Annotated in this window: 11 protein-coding genes; 6 read left to right on the forward strand and 5 right to left on the reverse strand. The window is 75.0% G+C overall.

Going from position 1 to position 13,618, the window contains the following annotated elements:
* The first annotated feature begins 146 nt into the window (after window positions 1-146).
* Window positions 147-443, forward strand: a complete 297-nt coding sequence (locus ACFZBX_RS07125) for a hypothetical protein (RefSeq protein ID WP_391531930.1) — start codon at window positions 147-149, stop codon at window positions 441-443.
* Here ACFZBX_RS07125 and ACFZBX_RS07130 read toward each other — a convergent pair.
* From ACFZBX_RS07130 to ACFZBX_RS07145, 4 genes are all read right to left on the reverse strand, one after another.
* Window positions 425-1,657, reverse strand: a complete 1,233-nt coding sequence (locus ACFZBX_RS07130) for an XdhC family protein (RefSeq protein ID WP_391531931.1) — start codon at window positions 1,655-1,657, stop codon at window positions 425-427. The two genes, ACFZBX_RS07125 and ACFZBX_RS07130, sit on opposite strands and share 19 nt — an antisense overlap.
* A 183-nt stretch (window positions 1,658-1,840) precedes the next feature.
* A complete protein-coding gene (gene pucD / locus ACFZBX_RS07135) occupies window positions 1,841-4,315 on the reverse strand; it encodes a xanthine dehydrogenase subunit D (protein WP_391531932.1) in 2,475 nt (824 codons plus the stop codon).
* Window positions 4,312-4,800 carry a (2Fe-2S)-binding protein gene (locus ACFZBX_RS07140; protein ID WP_391531933.1) on the reverse strand — a complete coding sequence of 163 codons (489 nt, stop codon included), beginning with the start codon at window positions 4,798-4,800 and terminating at the stop codon, window positions 4,312-4,314. Before ACFZBX_RS07140 ends, pucD begins: the two co-directional genes overlap by 4 nt.
* The gene (locus ACFZBX_RS07145; RefSeq protein WP_391531934.1) at window positions 4,797-5,684 is read right to left on the reverse strand and encodes an FAD binding domain-containing protein; all 888 of its coding nucleotides are present in this window, start codon (window positions 5,682-5,684) and stop codon (window positions 4,797-4,799) included. Before ACFZBX_RS07145 ends, ACFZBX_RS07140 begins: the two co-directional genes overlap by 4 nt.
* A gap of 385 nt (window positions 5,685-6,069) precedes the next feature.
* Here ACFZBX_RS07145 and ACFZBX_RS07150 point away from each other — a divergent pair, with 385 nt between their 5' ends.
* Window positions 6,070-7,665: a PucR family transcriptional regulator gene (locus ACFZBX_RS07150; protein ID WP_391531935.1), complete on the forward strand. Its 1,596-nt coding sequence runs from the start codon at window positions 6,070-6,072 to the stop codon at window positions 7,663-7,665.
* Between the two features lie 242 nt (window positions 7,666-7,907).
* Here ACFZBX_RS07150 and ACFZBX_RS07155 read toward each other — a convergent pair whose 3' ends face one another.
* Window positions 7,908-9,095 (reverse strand): alpha/beta hydrolase, encoded by a 1,188-nt coding sequence (locus ACFZBX_RS07155; RefSeq protein WP_391531936.1) that lies wholly within the window; start codon window positions 9,093-9,095, stop codon window positions 7,908-7,910.
* Window positions 9,096-9,423: 328 nt separating this feature from the next.
* Here ACFZBX_RS07155 and ACFZBX_RS07160 point away from each other — a divergent pair, with 328 nt between their 5' ends.
* From ACFZBX_RS07160 to ACFZBX_RS07175, 4 genes are read left to right on the forward strand one after another with little or no spacing between them, the layout of a single operon-like run.
* Window positions 9,424-10,437 (forward strand): substrate-binding domain-containing protein, encoded by a 1,014-nt coding sequence (locus ACFZBX_RS07160; RefSeq protein ID WP_391532094.1) that lies wholly within the window; start codon window positions 9,424-9,426, stop codon window positions 10,435-10,437.
* On the forward strand, window positions 10,434-11,474 hold the full coding sequence (locus tag ACFZBX_RS07165; protein WP_391531937.1) for an ABC transporter permease: 1,041 nt from the start codon (window positions 10,434-10,436) through the stop codon (window positions 11,472-11,474). The genes ACFZBX_RS07160 and ACFZBX_RS07165 overlap by 4 nt, the downstream gene beginning before the upstream one ends.
* On the forward strand, window positions 11,471-12,385 hold the full coding sequence (locus tag ACFZBX_RS07170) for an ATP-binding cassette domain-containing protein (RefSeq protein ID WP_391531938.1): 915 nt from the start codon (window positions 11,471-11,473) through the stop codon (window positions 12,383-12,385). The genes ACFZBX_RS07165 and ACFZBX_RS07170 overlap by 4 nt, the downstream gene beginning before the upstream one ends.
* On the forward strand, window positions 12,382-13,488 hold the full coding sequence (locus ACFZBX_RS07175) for an ROK family glucokinase (RefSeq protein ID WP_391531939.1): 1,107 nt from the start codon (window positions 12,382-12,384) through the stop codon (window positions 13,486-13,488). Before ACFZBX_RS07170 ends, ACFZBX_RS07175 begins: the two co-directional genes overlap by 4 nt.
* Window positions 13,489-13,618 lie beyond the last annotated feature (130 nt).

Raw genomic sequence — 13,618 nt, forward strand, 5'->3', positions numbered from 1 at the left:
GGGGCCCGCAATTCACCCGATCGGCGGTACCGGATTGGTCGCCGCGAAGGTGCGCGGGCTGCACTGGAGGCGACCGGGCGTCGGCGGACGGTCGACGGACCCTCGACGCCCGGGGCCGCAGCAGCGCAGGAACAGGAGCCCGCCCCATGGCGATCATCGTGGTGTTCGACCTCCCCGGGGTCACCCAGGAGCAGTACGAGGAGTCGGTGGACCGGCTGACCGGCGGCACCGGGCTGAACCGGCCGGAGGACTGGCCGGTGCGCGGCCTGCTGCTGCACGCGGCCGGTCCGCTGCCGGACGGCGGGGGCTGGCACGTCACCGACGTCTGGGAGTCCCGGGAGGCCTTCGAGCACTTCGCGGCGGTGCTGCTGCCGATCCTCCGCGAGGTGGGCATGGCGACCGCTCCGCCGATGATCTGCGAGGCCTACAACGTGGTCGGCTGAGCCCGGTCCGCGACCGTCGGGAGCCCGTGCCCGGCACCGCGCGGGACGTCGTGGTGGATCGGCCCGTTCCCGGCGCCGAGCGGCAGGCAGCCGCCGCCGCGCCGGTGGGCGACGATCTCGGCGGCGACCGAGACGGCGGTCTCCTCGGGGGTGCGGGCACCGAGGTCGAGGCCGATGGGGGAGTGCAGCCGGGCCAGTTCGGCCTCGGTCAGCCCGGCCGCGCGCAGCCTGGCCGCGCGCTCGCGGTGGGTGCGGCGCGAGCCCATCGCGCCGACGTAGCCGACCGGCAGCCGCAGCGCGCGTTCCAGCAGCGGGACGTCGAACCTGGTGTCGTGGGTGAGCACGCAGAGCACCGTGCGGCCGTCCAGCCGGTCCAGCTGGGAGTCCAGGTAGCGGTGCGGCCAGTCGACGACGACCTCGTCGGCGTCGGGGAAGCGGCGTGCGGTGGCGAAGACGGGGCGGGCGTCGCAGACGGTGACGCGGTAGCCGAGGAAGCGGCCGATCCGGGCGACCGCCGCGGCGAAGTCGACCGCGCCGAACACCAGCATCCGGGGCGCGGGCACGTACGACTCGACGAACAGGGTGACGGTGCCCCGCCCGCGCCGGTCGCAGGGGCGTCCGTCGAGGCCGAGGACGAGCCGGCCGGTGCGGCCGGCGTCGAGCATGGCGCGCGCCTCGGCGACGACGGCCCGCTCCAGCGGCGCCGCTCCAGCGGCGCCGGGGGAGAGGGCACCGTGGTGGCCGTCGGCGGTGACGGCGACCGCAGCGCCCAGCAGCCCGGCGGTCCCGGCCGACCCGGTGGACCCGGCGTTCCCGGCCGGTCCCGCGACGACCCTGGCGAGCGCCACGGGGGTGCCGGCGGCGATCAGCGCGACGCCGGCGTCGAGCGCCGGGTCGGCGCCGGGGACCACCGGCCGGACGAGGACCTCCAGGACCCCGCCGCAGGTCAGACCGACCGCGAAGGCCTCCTCGTCGCTGTAGCCGAAGCGCTCCAGCACCGTCTCGCCCGAGGCGAGGGCGGCCCGGCACAGCTCGTAGACGGCCCCTTCGACGCAGCCGCCGGAGATGCTGCCCACGACCTCGCCGTCCGCGTCGACGGCGAGCGCGGCGCCCGGCTCGCGCGGGGCGCTGCCGGTGACGCCGACCACCGTGGCCACGGCGAAGCGGCGGCCGGACGCGTGCCAGGCCAGCAGCTGCTCGGCGATGTCCTGCATGACGGGGGCTCCTTCGCGCTTTCGAGGGTAGGCGAACCGGGCCACCGGGGGGCACCGCCGCCGTACGGAGAACGATCCCGTACGGCGGAGGGCATCCGCCCCGGCGGCCCCGGTGCGCCCCGCCCGCGCGGGGAGGAACCGAGAGGAACCGACCGCGGCCTCCGCAACCGCGCCGCGCCTCCGCTACGGCGCGCCGCGCCGCAGCGGCCCCGGCCGCTCGGTGGTCAGGTGCTCGGGCCGGACCGGGATCCGCCGCAGGGCCAGGCCGGTGGCGTCGCGGATCGCCGCCACGATGGACGGCGTGGCGGAGACGGTCGGCGCCTCGCCCGCCCCGCGCAGCCCGTACGGGGCGTTCGGGTCGGGCAGTTCGAGGAGTTCGACCGGGATCGGCGGGGTGTCCAGGATGGTGGGGATGAGGTAGTCGGTGAAGGAGGCGTTGCGCACCTTCCCGTCCCGCACGACGATCTCCTCCATCACCGCGAGCCCGAGCGCCTGGGCGCAGCCGCCCTGGATCTGGCCGACCACCGCCACGGGGTTGACCGCCTTGCCGACGTCCTGGACGGCGGTCAGCTCGACCACCTTGACCAGGCCCAGCTCGACGTCCACGTCCACCACCGCGCGGTTGGCGCAGAAGCTGTACTGGACGTGGCCGAAGCCCTGGCCGGTCTCCTTGTCGAAGGGGAAGGTCGGGCGGTGGCGGTAGACCCGGGTCAGGTCGACGGCGTCCTCGCCCAGCAGTTCGGCCAGCGGCAGCAGCGGGCCGGCCGAGGCGGAGACGACCATGCCGCGGGCGAGCGTGAAGTCGTGCCCGGTCCAGCCGTAGCGGCGCCGGCCGCGTTCGATCAGCTCCTGCCGGACCGCCCGGGCGGCCAGCTTGACGGCGCCGCCCGTCATGTAGGTCTGCCGGGAGGCGGAGGTCGAGCCGGCGGAGCCGATCGCGGTGTCGGCCGGGAGGATGGTGACGTGCTCGACGCCCAGCTCGGTGCGGGCGATCTGCGCGTGCACGGTGACGCCGCCCTGGCCGACCTCGGCCATCGCGGTGTGCACCAGGGCGACCGGTTCGCCGCCGATCACCTCCAGCCGCACCCGCGCGGTGGAGTAGTCGTCGAAGCCCTCGGAGAAGCCGACGTTCTTGATGCCGACCGAGTAGCCGACGCCGCGCACCACGCCCTCGCCGCGCGTGGAGTTGGACAGCGCGCCGGGCACCAGCCGCGGGTCCGGGTCGTCGGGGTCGAGCGGCGGCGGCAGCGGCATGGCCTTGACCCGGCGCAGCAGTTCGGCGACCGGGGCGGGCGCGTCGATCTCCTGGCCGGTGGGCATCCGGTCGCCCTGCCGGACGGCGTTGAGCCGCCGGAACTCGACCGGGTCCATGTCCAGTTCGGCGGCCAGCCGGTCCATCTGGCTCTCGTAGCCGAACGCCGCCTGCACCGCGCCGAAGCCGCGCATCGCGCCGCAGGGCGGGTTGTTGCTGTACAGCGCGAGGGCGTGCATCCGCACGTTGGGGATCACGTAGGGGCCGTGGCCGAGCGAGGCCGCGTTGCCGACCACGGCGGGCGAGGTGGAGGTGTACGCGCCGCCGTCCAGCACGATCCGGGCGTCGGCGTACACCAGTCGGCCGTCCCGGGTGGCGCCGTGCTCGTAGGTCATCCGCGCGGGGTGGCGGTGGACGTGGCCGAAGAAGGACTCGTCCCGGGAGTAGACGATCTTGACGGGCCGGCCGGTGCGCAGCGCCAGCAGGCAGGCGTGGATCTGCATCGAGAGGTCCTCGCGCCCGCCGAACGCGCCGCCGACGCCGGCCAGGGTGAGGCGGACCTTCTCCTCGGGCAGCCCGAGCACCGGGGCCATCTGGCGGCGGTCCACGTGCAGCCACTGGGTGGCGATGTAGAGGTCGACGCCGCCGTCCTCGGCCGGTACCGCGAGCCCGGACTCCGGGCCGAGGAAGGCCTGGTCCTGCATGCCGACCTCGTAGCTGCCGCGCACCACGACGTCCGCCGTCGCCCGCACCTCGTCGGTGACGCCGAGGCCGCAGACCAGCCGCTGCTCGTGGCAGATGTTGCCGTTCGCGGGCGTCGTGCCCCCGGGCGGGCGGTGCACGTAGCCGTGGGTCTGCGGGTCGAGGCACTGCTCCTCGGTGACGATCGGGGTCAGCACCCGGTACTCGACCTTGATCCGCCCGGCCGCGCGCCGGGCGGTCTCCGGGTGGTCGGCGGCGACCAGCGCGACCGGCTCGCCCTGGTAGCGGACCCGGTCGACGGCCAGGGCGGGCTGGTCGGCGACGTCCAGCCCGTAGTACTTGGTGCCGGGGATGTCCTCGTGGGTGAGCACCGCGTACACGCCGGGGACGGCGAGCGCCTCGGCGGTGTCGACGGAGAGGATGTCCGCCCGGGGGTGCGGGGAGCGCAGCGCCGTGCCCCAGAGCATGTCCTCGTGCCACAGGTCGGAGGCGTAGGCGAACTCGCCGCGCGTCTTCAGCGCGCCGTCGGGGCGCGGTGGCGAGCCGCCGACGCCGTCGCTGCCGCCGGTGCCGCTCTGCCGGATCGCCTGGAGGTTCTTCTCGCCCCGGACGGTCCGCTGTCCCCGGGCGGCCCGCTGCCCCCGGGCGGCCCGCTGTTCCCGGGCCCGGGCGGCCCGTTGCCCTTGAGGGGTGCGCGCGTTCATCCGTCCGCCTCCCGGCCGGCGCGGGCCCGGGAGGCCGCCAGCCGCACCGCGTCCATGATCTTCTCGTAGCCGGTGCACCGGCACAGGTTGCCCGAGAGCGCCTCGCGGATGTCCGCGTCGGACGGCCGCGGGTCCTGGGCGAGCAGCGCGTCGGTCTGCACCAGCAGGCCCGGGGTGCAGAAGCCGCACTGGACGGCGCCGGCGTCCAGGAACGCCTGCTGGACCGGGCCGAGCCCGCCGTCGGCTCCGCCCAGCCCCTCGACGGTGCGCACCTCGCGGTCCTGCACCTGGCCGGCCGCGACCAGGCAGGCGCAGACCGGCACGCCGTCCAGGTAGACGGTGCAGGAGCCGCACTCGCCCTGCTCGCAGGCGTTCTTGGAGCCGGGCAGGCCGACCCGCTCGCGCAGCACGTACAGCAGGCTCTCGCCCTCCCAGACGTCGTCGGCCTCGACCGGCCTGCCGTTGGCGGTGAACGTGACCCTCATGCCGCGCTCCTGATCTCCCGGCGGTAGTCGTTCCAGGCCCAGGTGAAGGTGCGCCGGGCCATGACGGTGAGCGCGTGCCGCCGGTAGCCGGCGGTGCCGCGGACGTCGTCGATCGGGTCGGCGGCGGCCGTGACCAGCTCGCCGAAGCGCCGCAGCACCTCCTCGCCCGGCGGCTCGCCGCTCTCCCACAGGCCGCGTCCGGCGAGCACCGCGCCCAGGTACTCCTCGGCGTCGGCGGCGCGGCGCGGGGTGGGCGCGGCCGAGCCGATGCCGGTGCCGACGGTGCCGGTGCGCGGGTGCAGGGCGAGGCCGAACGCGCAGACGGCGATCACCATGGCGTTGCGGGTGCCGATCTTGGAGAACTGCTGAGGGCCGTCGGCGACGGGGATCCGTACGGCGCGGATCAGCTCGTCGGGCGCCAGCGCGTTGCGCTTCACCCCGGTGTAGAAGTCGTCGATCGGGATCAGCCGGGTGCCGCGCACCGAGGCGGCCTCGACGAGGACGTCCCGGCCGGCCGCCAGCAGCGGCGGGTGGGCGTCGCCGGCCGGCGAGGCCGCGCCGAGGTTGCCGCCGACGGTGCCCCGGTTGCGGATCTGCGGGGAGCCGACGGTGCGGGCGGCCAGTGCCAGGCCGGGCAGCGGGCCGGACAGCTCGGTGATGATCCGGCTGTAGGGGACGGCCGCGCCGAGGCGTAACACCGCACCGTCGCGCGACCAGCGGGCGAGCTCGCCGACGCGGTTCAGGTCGAGCAGGGCGGGCGGCCTGCGCGCGTCGAAGTTCAGCTCGACCATGACGTCCGTGCCGCCCGAGACCGGCAGCGCGCCCGGGTGCCCGGCCTTCGCCGCGAGCGCCTCGTCCCAGGTGGCGGGGCGAAGGAACTCCATGCGGACGCCTCCTCACGTCGTCGCCGCCCGGCCGGGGACGTGTCCGGGGCCGTCCCGCCAGTGAACCCCGACAGCGGGCCGTGCGGCAGTCACCGATGGCATGAAGCCCCGGCCGCGGCGGCGCCGAGGATCCTGTACGTTCCTCTAAAGGGCTCCCGACGGCAGCGGGACTCCCGAAGGGCTCCGCGCGCGGACGGCGCCGCGGCCCGGCCGTGCACACGGTCCCACCTACGACCGTAATCCGGCCGGGGGCCCCGGGCCACGGCCGCGCGGTCCCGGCACCCGGCGAACGTGACGCGGAGCACGGGTGTTCGGGCACACTGTGACCGCGGACCGAGCGCTCGGACCCCCTCGCCCCACCACCAGCCCCCGAAGGAGCCCGCGGATGCGTGTCCGTGACCTGCTCGCCCCCGGCGCCCCGCGCCTGCGCCTGCTCGCGGCCGAGGAGGAGCTGGACCGGCAGGTCAGCGGTGTGATGACGACGGACCTGCACGACCCCGGCCGGTACCTGCACGGCGGCGAGCTGGTCCTCACCGGCATGCTCTGGCGCTCCGCCCCGGCCGACTCCGAGCGCTTCGTGCGCACCCTCGCGGCCGGCGGCGCGGTCGCCCTGGCGGCCGGGGAGGCCGAGGTCGGGCCGGTCCCCGAGGACCTCGTGGAGGCCTGCCGGCGGCACCGGATGCCGCTGCTCGCCGTGCCCGACGACATCGCCTTCGGCACCGTCACCGAGTTCGTCGGCCGCCAGGTCTCCGCCGACCGGGCCGCCGACCTGGCCGCCCTCGTCGACCGGCACCGGATGCTGGTCTCGGCGGCCGGCGGCGGCGGGCTGGACGCCGTCCTCGACCTGCTCGGCGGCGACCTCGACCTGGACTGCTGGGTGCTCACCCCCACCGGTGCGGTGATCGCGGGCCCCGCCGACCGGCTGCCCGCCGAGGAGCGCGACCAGCTGGTCCGCGCCCACCTGACCGGCCGGCGCCTGAGCCGCCGGCCCCCGCTGCGCACCCGCCTGGAGGGCGGCGCCTACTCGCTGCTGCCCGCGCCCGCCGCCCCGGACGCGCCCTCCCCTCTGGCCGACTGGGTGCTGGTGGTGGCCGGCGACGTGACCGAGTGGACCGCCAAGCGCCGGCAGCTCGCCGAGAACCTCGCCCGGCTGGTCGCCGTCGAGCGCCACCGCCGCGACGAGGGCCGCCGGCTGCGCCGCCGCCTCGCCGACGAGGTGCTCGCCCTGCTGCGGCGCGACGCCGACCCGGCCGAGATCAGCCGCACCCTGTACGCGTCCTCGGCGATGTCCGTGCGCGACGAGGGCCCCGAGCCCGGCGGCCGGGCGGCGGAGGGCTCCTCCTGGCTGGTGGTCAGCGCCGAGGGCGCCGGCCTGCCCGAGGGCGTGATGCGGGCCGTGCTGGAGGAGGCGCTGGGCGGCGCCGCGGACCGGGCGCTGGTCGCCGGGGCCGGGACCGGCGCGGTGGTGGTGATGCCCGCGCCGGACGGCCCGGTGCCCGCCGAGGCGCTGCGCGAGCTGCTCGCCCCGCTGGAGGCCGGGCTGGGGCCCGAGGGCCGGATCACCGTCGGTGTCTCGGCCCCCGCCCGGGAGGCGGTCGGCCTGCGCGGCGCGCTGGAGGAGTCCCGGCACGCCCGCCGGATCGCCGCCGCCCGGGCCGGCCGGGTCTGCGTCGCCGGGCCGGAGGAACTGGCCTCGCACGTCCTGCTGCTGGCGGCCGTCCCGGACGAGGTGCGCCGCGCCTTCCGCAGCCGGCTGCTGGACACCGTGACCGCCTACGACCAGGAGCACCAGGCGGAGCTGGTGCGGACCCTGGAGGCGTTCCTGCGTTCGGACGGCTCGTGGACCAGGTGCGCCGCGCAGTTGCACGTCCACGTCAACACGCTGCGCTACCGGATCGGGCGCATCGAGGAGTTGACCGGGCGCGACCTCTCGCGCCTGGAGGACCGGGTGGACTTCTACCTGGCGCTCGAACTGGCCTAGGGCCCGTCTTCAAACCCCCGCCTGCCGGGCGACGCCTGGGCACGCACCTCGCCGCGTTGTCGTCAGTCGCCGATGCTCCGCATGGACTCCCTCCTCCGCCTTGCGATGCACGCACCCAGACGCCGCCCGGCCCGCCCTCCGGGCGGACGACGGGGGTTTGAAGACGGGCCCTAGAGGCCGCGCGGGCGAACGGCGGCGGCCCCGGAGTGCTCCGGGGCCGCCGCCGTCGTGGGGGTGCCGCTCTACTGGGCCGGCTGGGCCGGGATGACGCCGGTCAGCCACTCGAAGACGCCCGGCACCATGTCCTTCCACACGTCGCTGGAGTGCGGGCCGGTGGTCTCGACCACCTGGACGGTGGTGGGCGCCTTGGCGGCGGCGGCGATCGCCTGGCCGTCCTCGTAGCCGTCGCCCTTGTTGCCCGAGACGTACAGCGCGACCTTGGGCGGCTGGGCGGCGCCCTTGACGATGGTGACCGGGTTGTTGGCCTCGCGCAGCGCCGGGTCCTTGCCGACCAGCGAGTCCTTCTCGGTCGCCGGGTCGTTGTAGCCCGAGAGGCTGACGCCGGCCCGGTAGCGGTTCGGGTGGGCCAGCGAGAGCTTGGCGGCGCAGTGCGCGCCCGCCGAGTAGCCGGCGATCGCCCAGCGGTCGGCGGCCGGGTCGGCCCGGAAGTTGTCCAGGATCATCTGCGGCACGTCCCGGGTCAGCCAGGTGTCCGCGTTGACCTTGCCCGGCACGTCGGTGCAGCCCGCGTCGACGCGGTTGCCCAGCAGCAGGGTGCGCGGCGAGACCAGGATGAACGGCGCCACCTTGCCCTGCTGCATCAGCGGCTTCAGCTGCTCGGAGACCTTGAGCGTGCCGTACCAGGTGGAGGAGGAGCCCGGGTAGCCGGGGATCAGCTCGACCACCGGGAACTTCCTGTCCTTGAACGCCGGGTCGTTGTACTGCGGCGGCAGCCAGACCAGCACCTCGCCGTCGACGCCGGACAGCCCGCCCTTGAGGTCGGTCTTCTGGACGTCGCCCGGCACCTTGGGGTCGTCCACGCCACGGAAGGCCTGCTGGACCTTGTTGGCCGGCGGGTGGGCCGCCGCGTCGCCCGCCGGCGCACCGCCCCCGGCGGCGGCCGCCGGGGCCGCGCTCTGCCCGGCGGCGGGCGCGGCCGGTTCCTGCGGCGGAACGGAGGGCACCGCCCGCACGTGGTTGCCGGTGCCGAGCAGGTCGTCCCAGCTGCCGTAGATGAGGTTGGCGTTGTTGACCATGACGAAGACCATGACCACCGCGGTCGCCTGGCAGAACACGATCATGGCGAGCCTGGACAGGACGCGCACCGGCCCGGGGCCCTTGACCCGGCCCCAGAACCACATCGCCACCGCGATGGAGACCGGTACCAGGAGGACCGTGCAGAGGAGGAATGGCGTACCTGTCAGTTGCATGAAGTTCTCGTATCCGGGTTCGAAGCCGCCCGGGCCCCACTCGCCCGGAGCGCCACCTCAATGGCATTGGACGGCAGGGAACCGGGAACGGTTGCCGTCCGAATCTGTACGGAACCTGAGAGGAACATCACGTTCGCACGCTGCCCCCCTTTTCGGGTCCGCCCCAGTGTGCCACCCTGGCGGGCTGCCCCCGGACCCCGCACCCGGCCCGCCCCCGGGAATCCGGCCCGCGGGGCACGATACCGTCCGGACGGATCGCCCCACCGGGCGAGGCGGTGCGAAGGCGCGTCCGCCGGGAAGCGAGACTATGGGGATGAGCACAACCCGCATGAGTCCCGTCCGCCGGCTGAGGCCCGCCGCCGCCGCGCTGGCCGTCCTGGCCCTCACGGTCGCCGTCGCCGGCTGCAGCAGCACCGGAGGCAGACGCGCCGAGGAGGCCCGCTCCAAGGCCGCGGCCGCCGCCGGCGGCGCCGTCACCACCCCGCGCTGGAAGGTCGCCATGGTGACCCACGCGGGCGCCGGTGACGCCTTCTGGGACACCGTGCGCAAGGGCGCCGAGCAGGCCGCCGCCAAGGACAACATCACCTTCCTGTACTCCAACGACGCGCAGACCCAGAACCAGGTCCAGCTCGTCCAGGCCGCCGTCGACCAGAAGGTCGACGGCCTGCTGGTCACCCTCGCCAAGGGCGACGCGATGGCCGACGTGCTCGGCAAGGCCAAGGCCGCCGGCATCCCCGTGATCACCATCAACTCCGGCCAGGAGTACTCCGCCAAGTTCGGCGCGCTCACCCACATCGGCCAGGACGAGGCCGCCGCCGGCCAGGCGGCCGGCACCGAGCTGTCCGAGCGCGGGCGCAAGAACGTCCTGTGCGTGATCCACGAGCAGGGCAACGTCGGCCAGGAGCAGCGCTGCTCCGGCGCCCGGGGCACCGCCGCCGGCGCCTTCCAGGTGATGTACGTCGACGGCGTCAACATGCCGGACGCCCGCGCGGCGATCTCCGCCAAGCTCCAGGCCGACCAGGCGATCGACACCGTGCTCACCCTCTCCGGCCCGATGGCGGCCACCGGCCTCCAGGCGATCCAGGACGCCCGCCGCCCGGTCGAGCTCGACACCTTCGACCTGGGCACCCAGGTGGTGGCCGGCCTCAAGGCGGGCACCGTCGGCTTCGCCGTCGACCAGCAGCCCTACCTCCAGGGCTACCAGGGCGTGGACCTGCTCTGGCTGTACCGCTTCAACCTCAACATGCTCGGCGGCGGCAAGCCGGTGGCCACCGGCCCGCAGATCCTCACCGCGGAGAACGCGGACGCCCTCGCCGAGTACGTCGCCAGGGGGACCAGGTGAGCACCTCCGACGTCCTGGCGTCCGAGCACCGGGAGCGTCCGGCCGCGCTGCGCCGGCTGGCCGGGCGGCCCGAGCTGGGCGCGCTGATCGCGGCCGCCGCGGTCTTCCTGGTCTTCGCCGCCGTCGCCGAGCCGTTCCTGCGGGTCTCCTCGCTGGGCACCGTGCTGTACGCGGCCTCCACCATCGGGATCATGGCCGTCCCGGTCGCGCTGCTGATGATCGGCGGCGAGTTCGACCTGTCGGCCGGCGTCCTGGTCACCACCGCCGCGCTGACCTCGTCGATGGTCTCCTACCAGCTCACCGCGGTGACCTGGGTGGGCGTGCTGGTCTCGCTGGCCGTCACGCTGGCGGTCGGCCTGTTCAACGGCTGGATGCTGGCGCGCACCAGGCTGCCGAGCTTCATCGTCACCCTCGGCACCTTCCTGATGCTGACCGGCGCCAACCTCGGCGTCACCAAGCTGGTCTCCGGCACCGTCTCCACCAAGCCGATCTCCGACATGGAGGGCTTCGCCTCCTGCCGCTGGCTGTTCGCCTCCGAGGTCACCGTCGGCGGGCTGACGGTCAAGGCCACCGTCTGGTGGTGGCTGGGCCTGCTGCTGGCGGGCAGCTGGGTGCTGCTGCGCACCCGCTTCGGCAACTGGATCTTCGCGGTCGGCGGGGACGCCGACGCGGCCCGCGCGGTGGGCGTCCCGGTCGCCCGCACGAAGACCGTGCTCTACCTGTTCGTCGGCTTCGGCGCCTGGGTGCTCGGCCAGCACCTGCTGTTCTCCTTCGACACCGTGCAGTCCGGCGAGGGCGTCGGCAACGAGCTGATCTACATCGTCGCGGCCGTCATCGGCGGCTGCCTGATCACCGGCGGCTACGGCTCGGTGGCCGGCTCCGCACTGGGCGCGCTGATCTTCGGCATGGCCAGCAAGGGCATCATCTACGCCCAGTGGAACCCCGACTGGTTCAAGTTCTTCCTGGGTGCGATGCTGCTGCTGGCCGCCCTGCTGAACTCCTGGGTCAAGCGCCGCGCCGAACGGGGGCCCCGATGACCGAGCTCCTCTCCCTGCGGGGGGTCGGAAAGACCTACGGCACCGTGCGCGCCCTGGAGGACGTCTCGCTGACCCTGCGGGCCGGCGAGATCAGCTGCGTGCTCGGCGACAACGGCGCCGGCAAGTCCACCCTGATCAAGATCATCGCCGGGCTGCACCGGCACGACGAGGGCACCTTCACGGTGGGCGGCGAGGAGGTCCGCTTCGACTCCCCGCGCCAGGCCCTGGACCGCGGCATCGCCACCGTCTACCAGGACCTCGCCGTGGTGCCGCTGATGCCCGTCTGGCGCAACTTCTTCCTCGGCTCCGAGCAGGGGTACAAGCGCTGGGGCGGCCTGCGGATCGACGCCGACGGCATGCGCGCCACCACCCGCGCGGCGCTCGCCGACATGGGCATCGACCTGCCCGACGTCGACCGGCCGATCGGCACCCTGTCCGGCGGCCAGCGCCAGTGCGTGGCGATCGCCCGCGCCGTGCACTTCGGCGCCAAGGTGCTGATCCTGGACGAGCCGACCGCCGCACTGGGCGTCAAGCAGTCCGGGGTGGTGCTCAAGTACGTCACCGCCGCCCGGGACGCCGGCCTCGGCGTGGTGCTGATCACCCACAACCCGCACCACGCGTACCTGGTCGGGGACCACTTCACCCTGCTCAAGCGGGGCCGGATGGCCGGCAGCCACCCCCGGGCGGAGATCGGCCTCGAACAGCTCACCACCGAGATGGCCGGCGGCTCCGACCTCGCCGAGCTCTCCCACGAGCTGTCCCGCGCCGACGTCCCCGGCGTCCCCGGCGACCGGGCCTCCGGCGGCTCCGGCGGCTCCGGCGCCTCCGGAAGCCCCGGTGACCGGCCCGCCGGGCCCGGTCCCGCCGGACCCGATCCCGTCGACCCCGCCGAGGAGCGTCCGCAGCCGTGACCAGCCCCCAAGGCGGCACCCGGCCGCCGGTCCTGCCCACCCTGCTCGGCCTCGGGCCGCGCGCCGAGCGCCGCCGCCGGGCCCTGCCCGCCGGCGTGCTGCGGCTGCCGACCATCGGCGTCGACATCGGCGGCACCAAGGTCGTCGCCGGTGTGGTCGACGGCGAGGGCAAGGTGCTGGAGAAGCTGCGCACCGACACCCCGCACAAGTCCAAGAGCCCCAAGGTGGTCGAGGACGTCATCGTCGAGCTGGTGCTGGAGCTCGCCGACCGGCACGACGTCCACGCGGTCGGCGTCGGCGCGGCCGGCTGGGTCGACGCCGAGCGCTCCACCGTGCTCTTCGCCCCGCACCTCAACTGGCGCGGCGAACCGCTCCAGGAGGCGCTCAGCGGGCGCCTGCGGTTCCCGGTGATCGTCGAGAACGACGCCAACGCCGCCGCCTGGGCCGAGTGGCGCTTCGGCGCCGGCCGGGGCGAGGAGCACATGGTGATGCTCACCCTCGGCACCGGCATCGGCGGGGCCGTCGTCCGCGACGGCTTCGTGGACCGCGGCAAGTACGGGCTGGCCGGCGAGTTCGGGCACATGCAGGTGGTGCCCGGCGGCCACCGCTGCCCGTGCGGCAACCGCGGCTGCTGGGAGCAGTACTCCTCCGGCAACGCGCTGGTGCGCGACGCCCGCGAGCTGGTCGCCGAGGAGTCCCCGGTGGTCCAGCCGCTGCTGGCCCGGGCCGGCGGCGCCGTCGAGGGCATCACCGGCCCGCTGGTCACCGAGGCCGCCCGGGCCGGCGACCCGACCGCCACCGAACTGCTCTACGAGGTCGGCACCTGGCTCGGCGTCGGCATCGCCAACCTGGCCGCCGCCCTCGACCCGGGCCGCTTCGTCATCGGCGGCGGCGTCTCCGAGGCCGGCGACCTCCTGCTCGGCCCGGCCCGCGACACCTTCCGCCGCACCCTCACCGGCCGCGGCTTCCGCCCCGAGGCCACCATCGTGCACGCGGCCCTCGGCAACGAGGCCGGCCTGGTCGGCGCCGCCGACCTCGCCCGCCAGGTCGCCCGGCGCTTTCGCACCATCAAGCGCCGCCGGGTGGAGCGCGCCGTACCGTGACCGCCCGCCCGCCGGGGCCGACGGTGCACGTCGGCCCCGGCCGTTCGAGGGTTCCTCCCGGTGGCGCGTCAACTACCCGTTGGTAGCGACGCGGCACTGTTGTCGGGGTCATGGCTCCTGTGAAACAACG

This window comes from Kitasatospora sp. NPDC008115 (genome assembly GCF_042957205.1).
Classification (GTDB): domain Bacteria; phylum Actinomycetota; class Actinomycetes; order Streptomycetales; family Streptomycetaceae; genus Kitasatospora.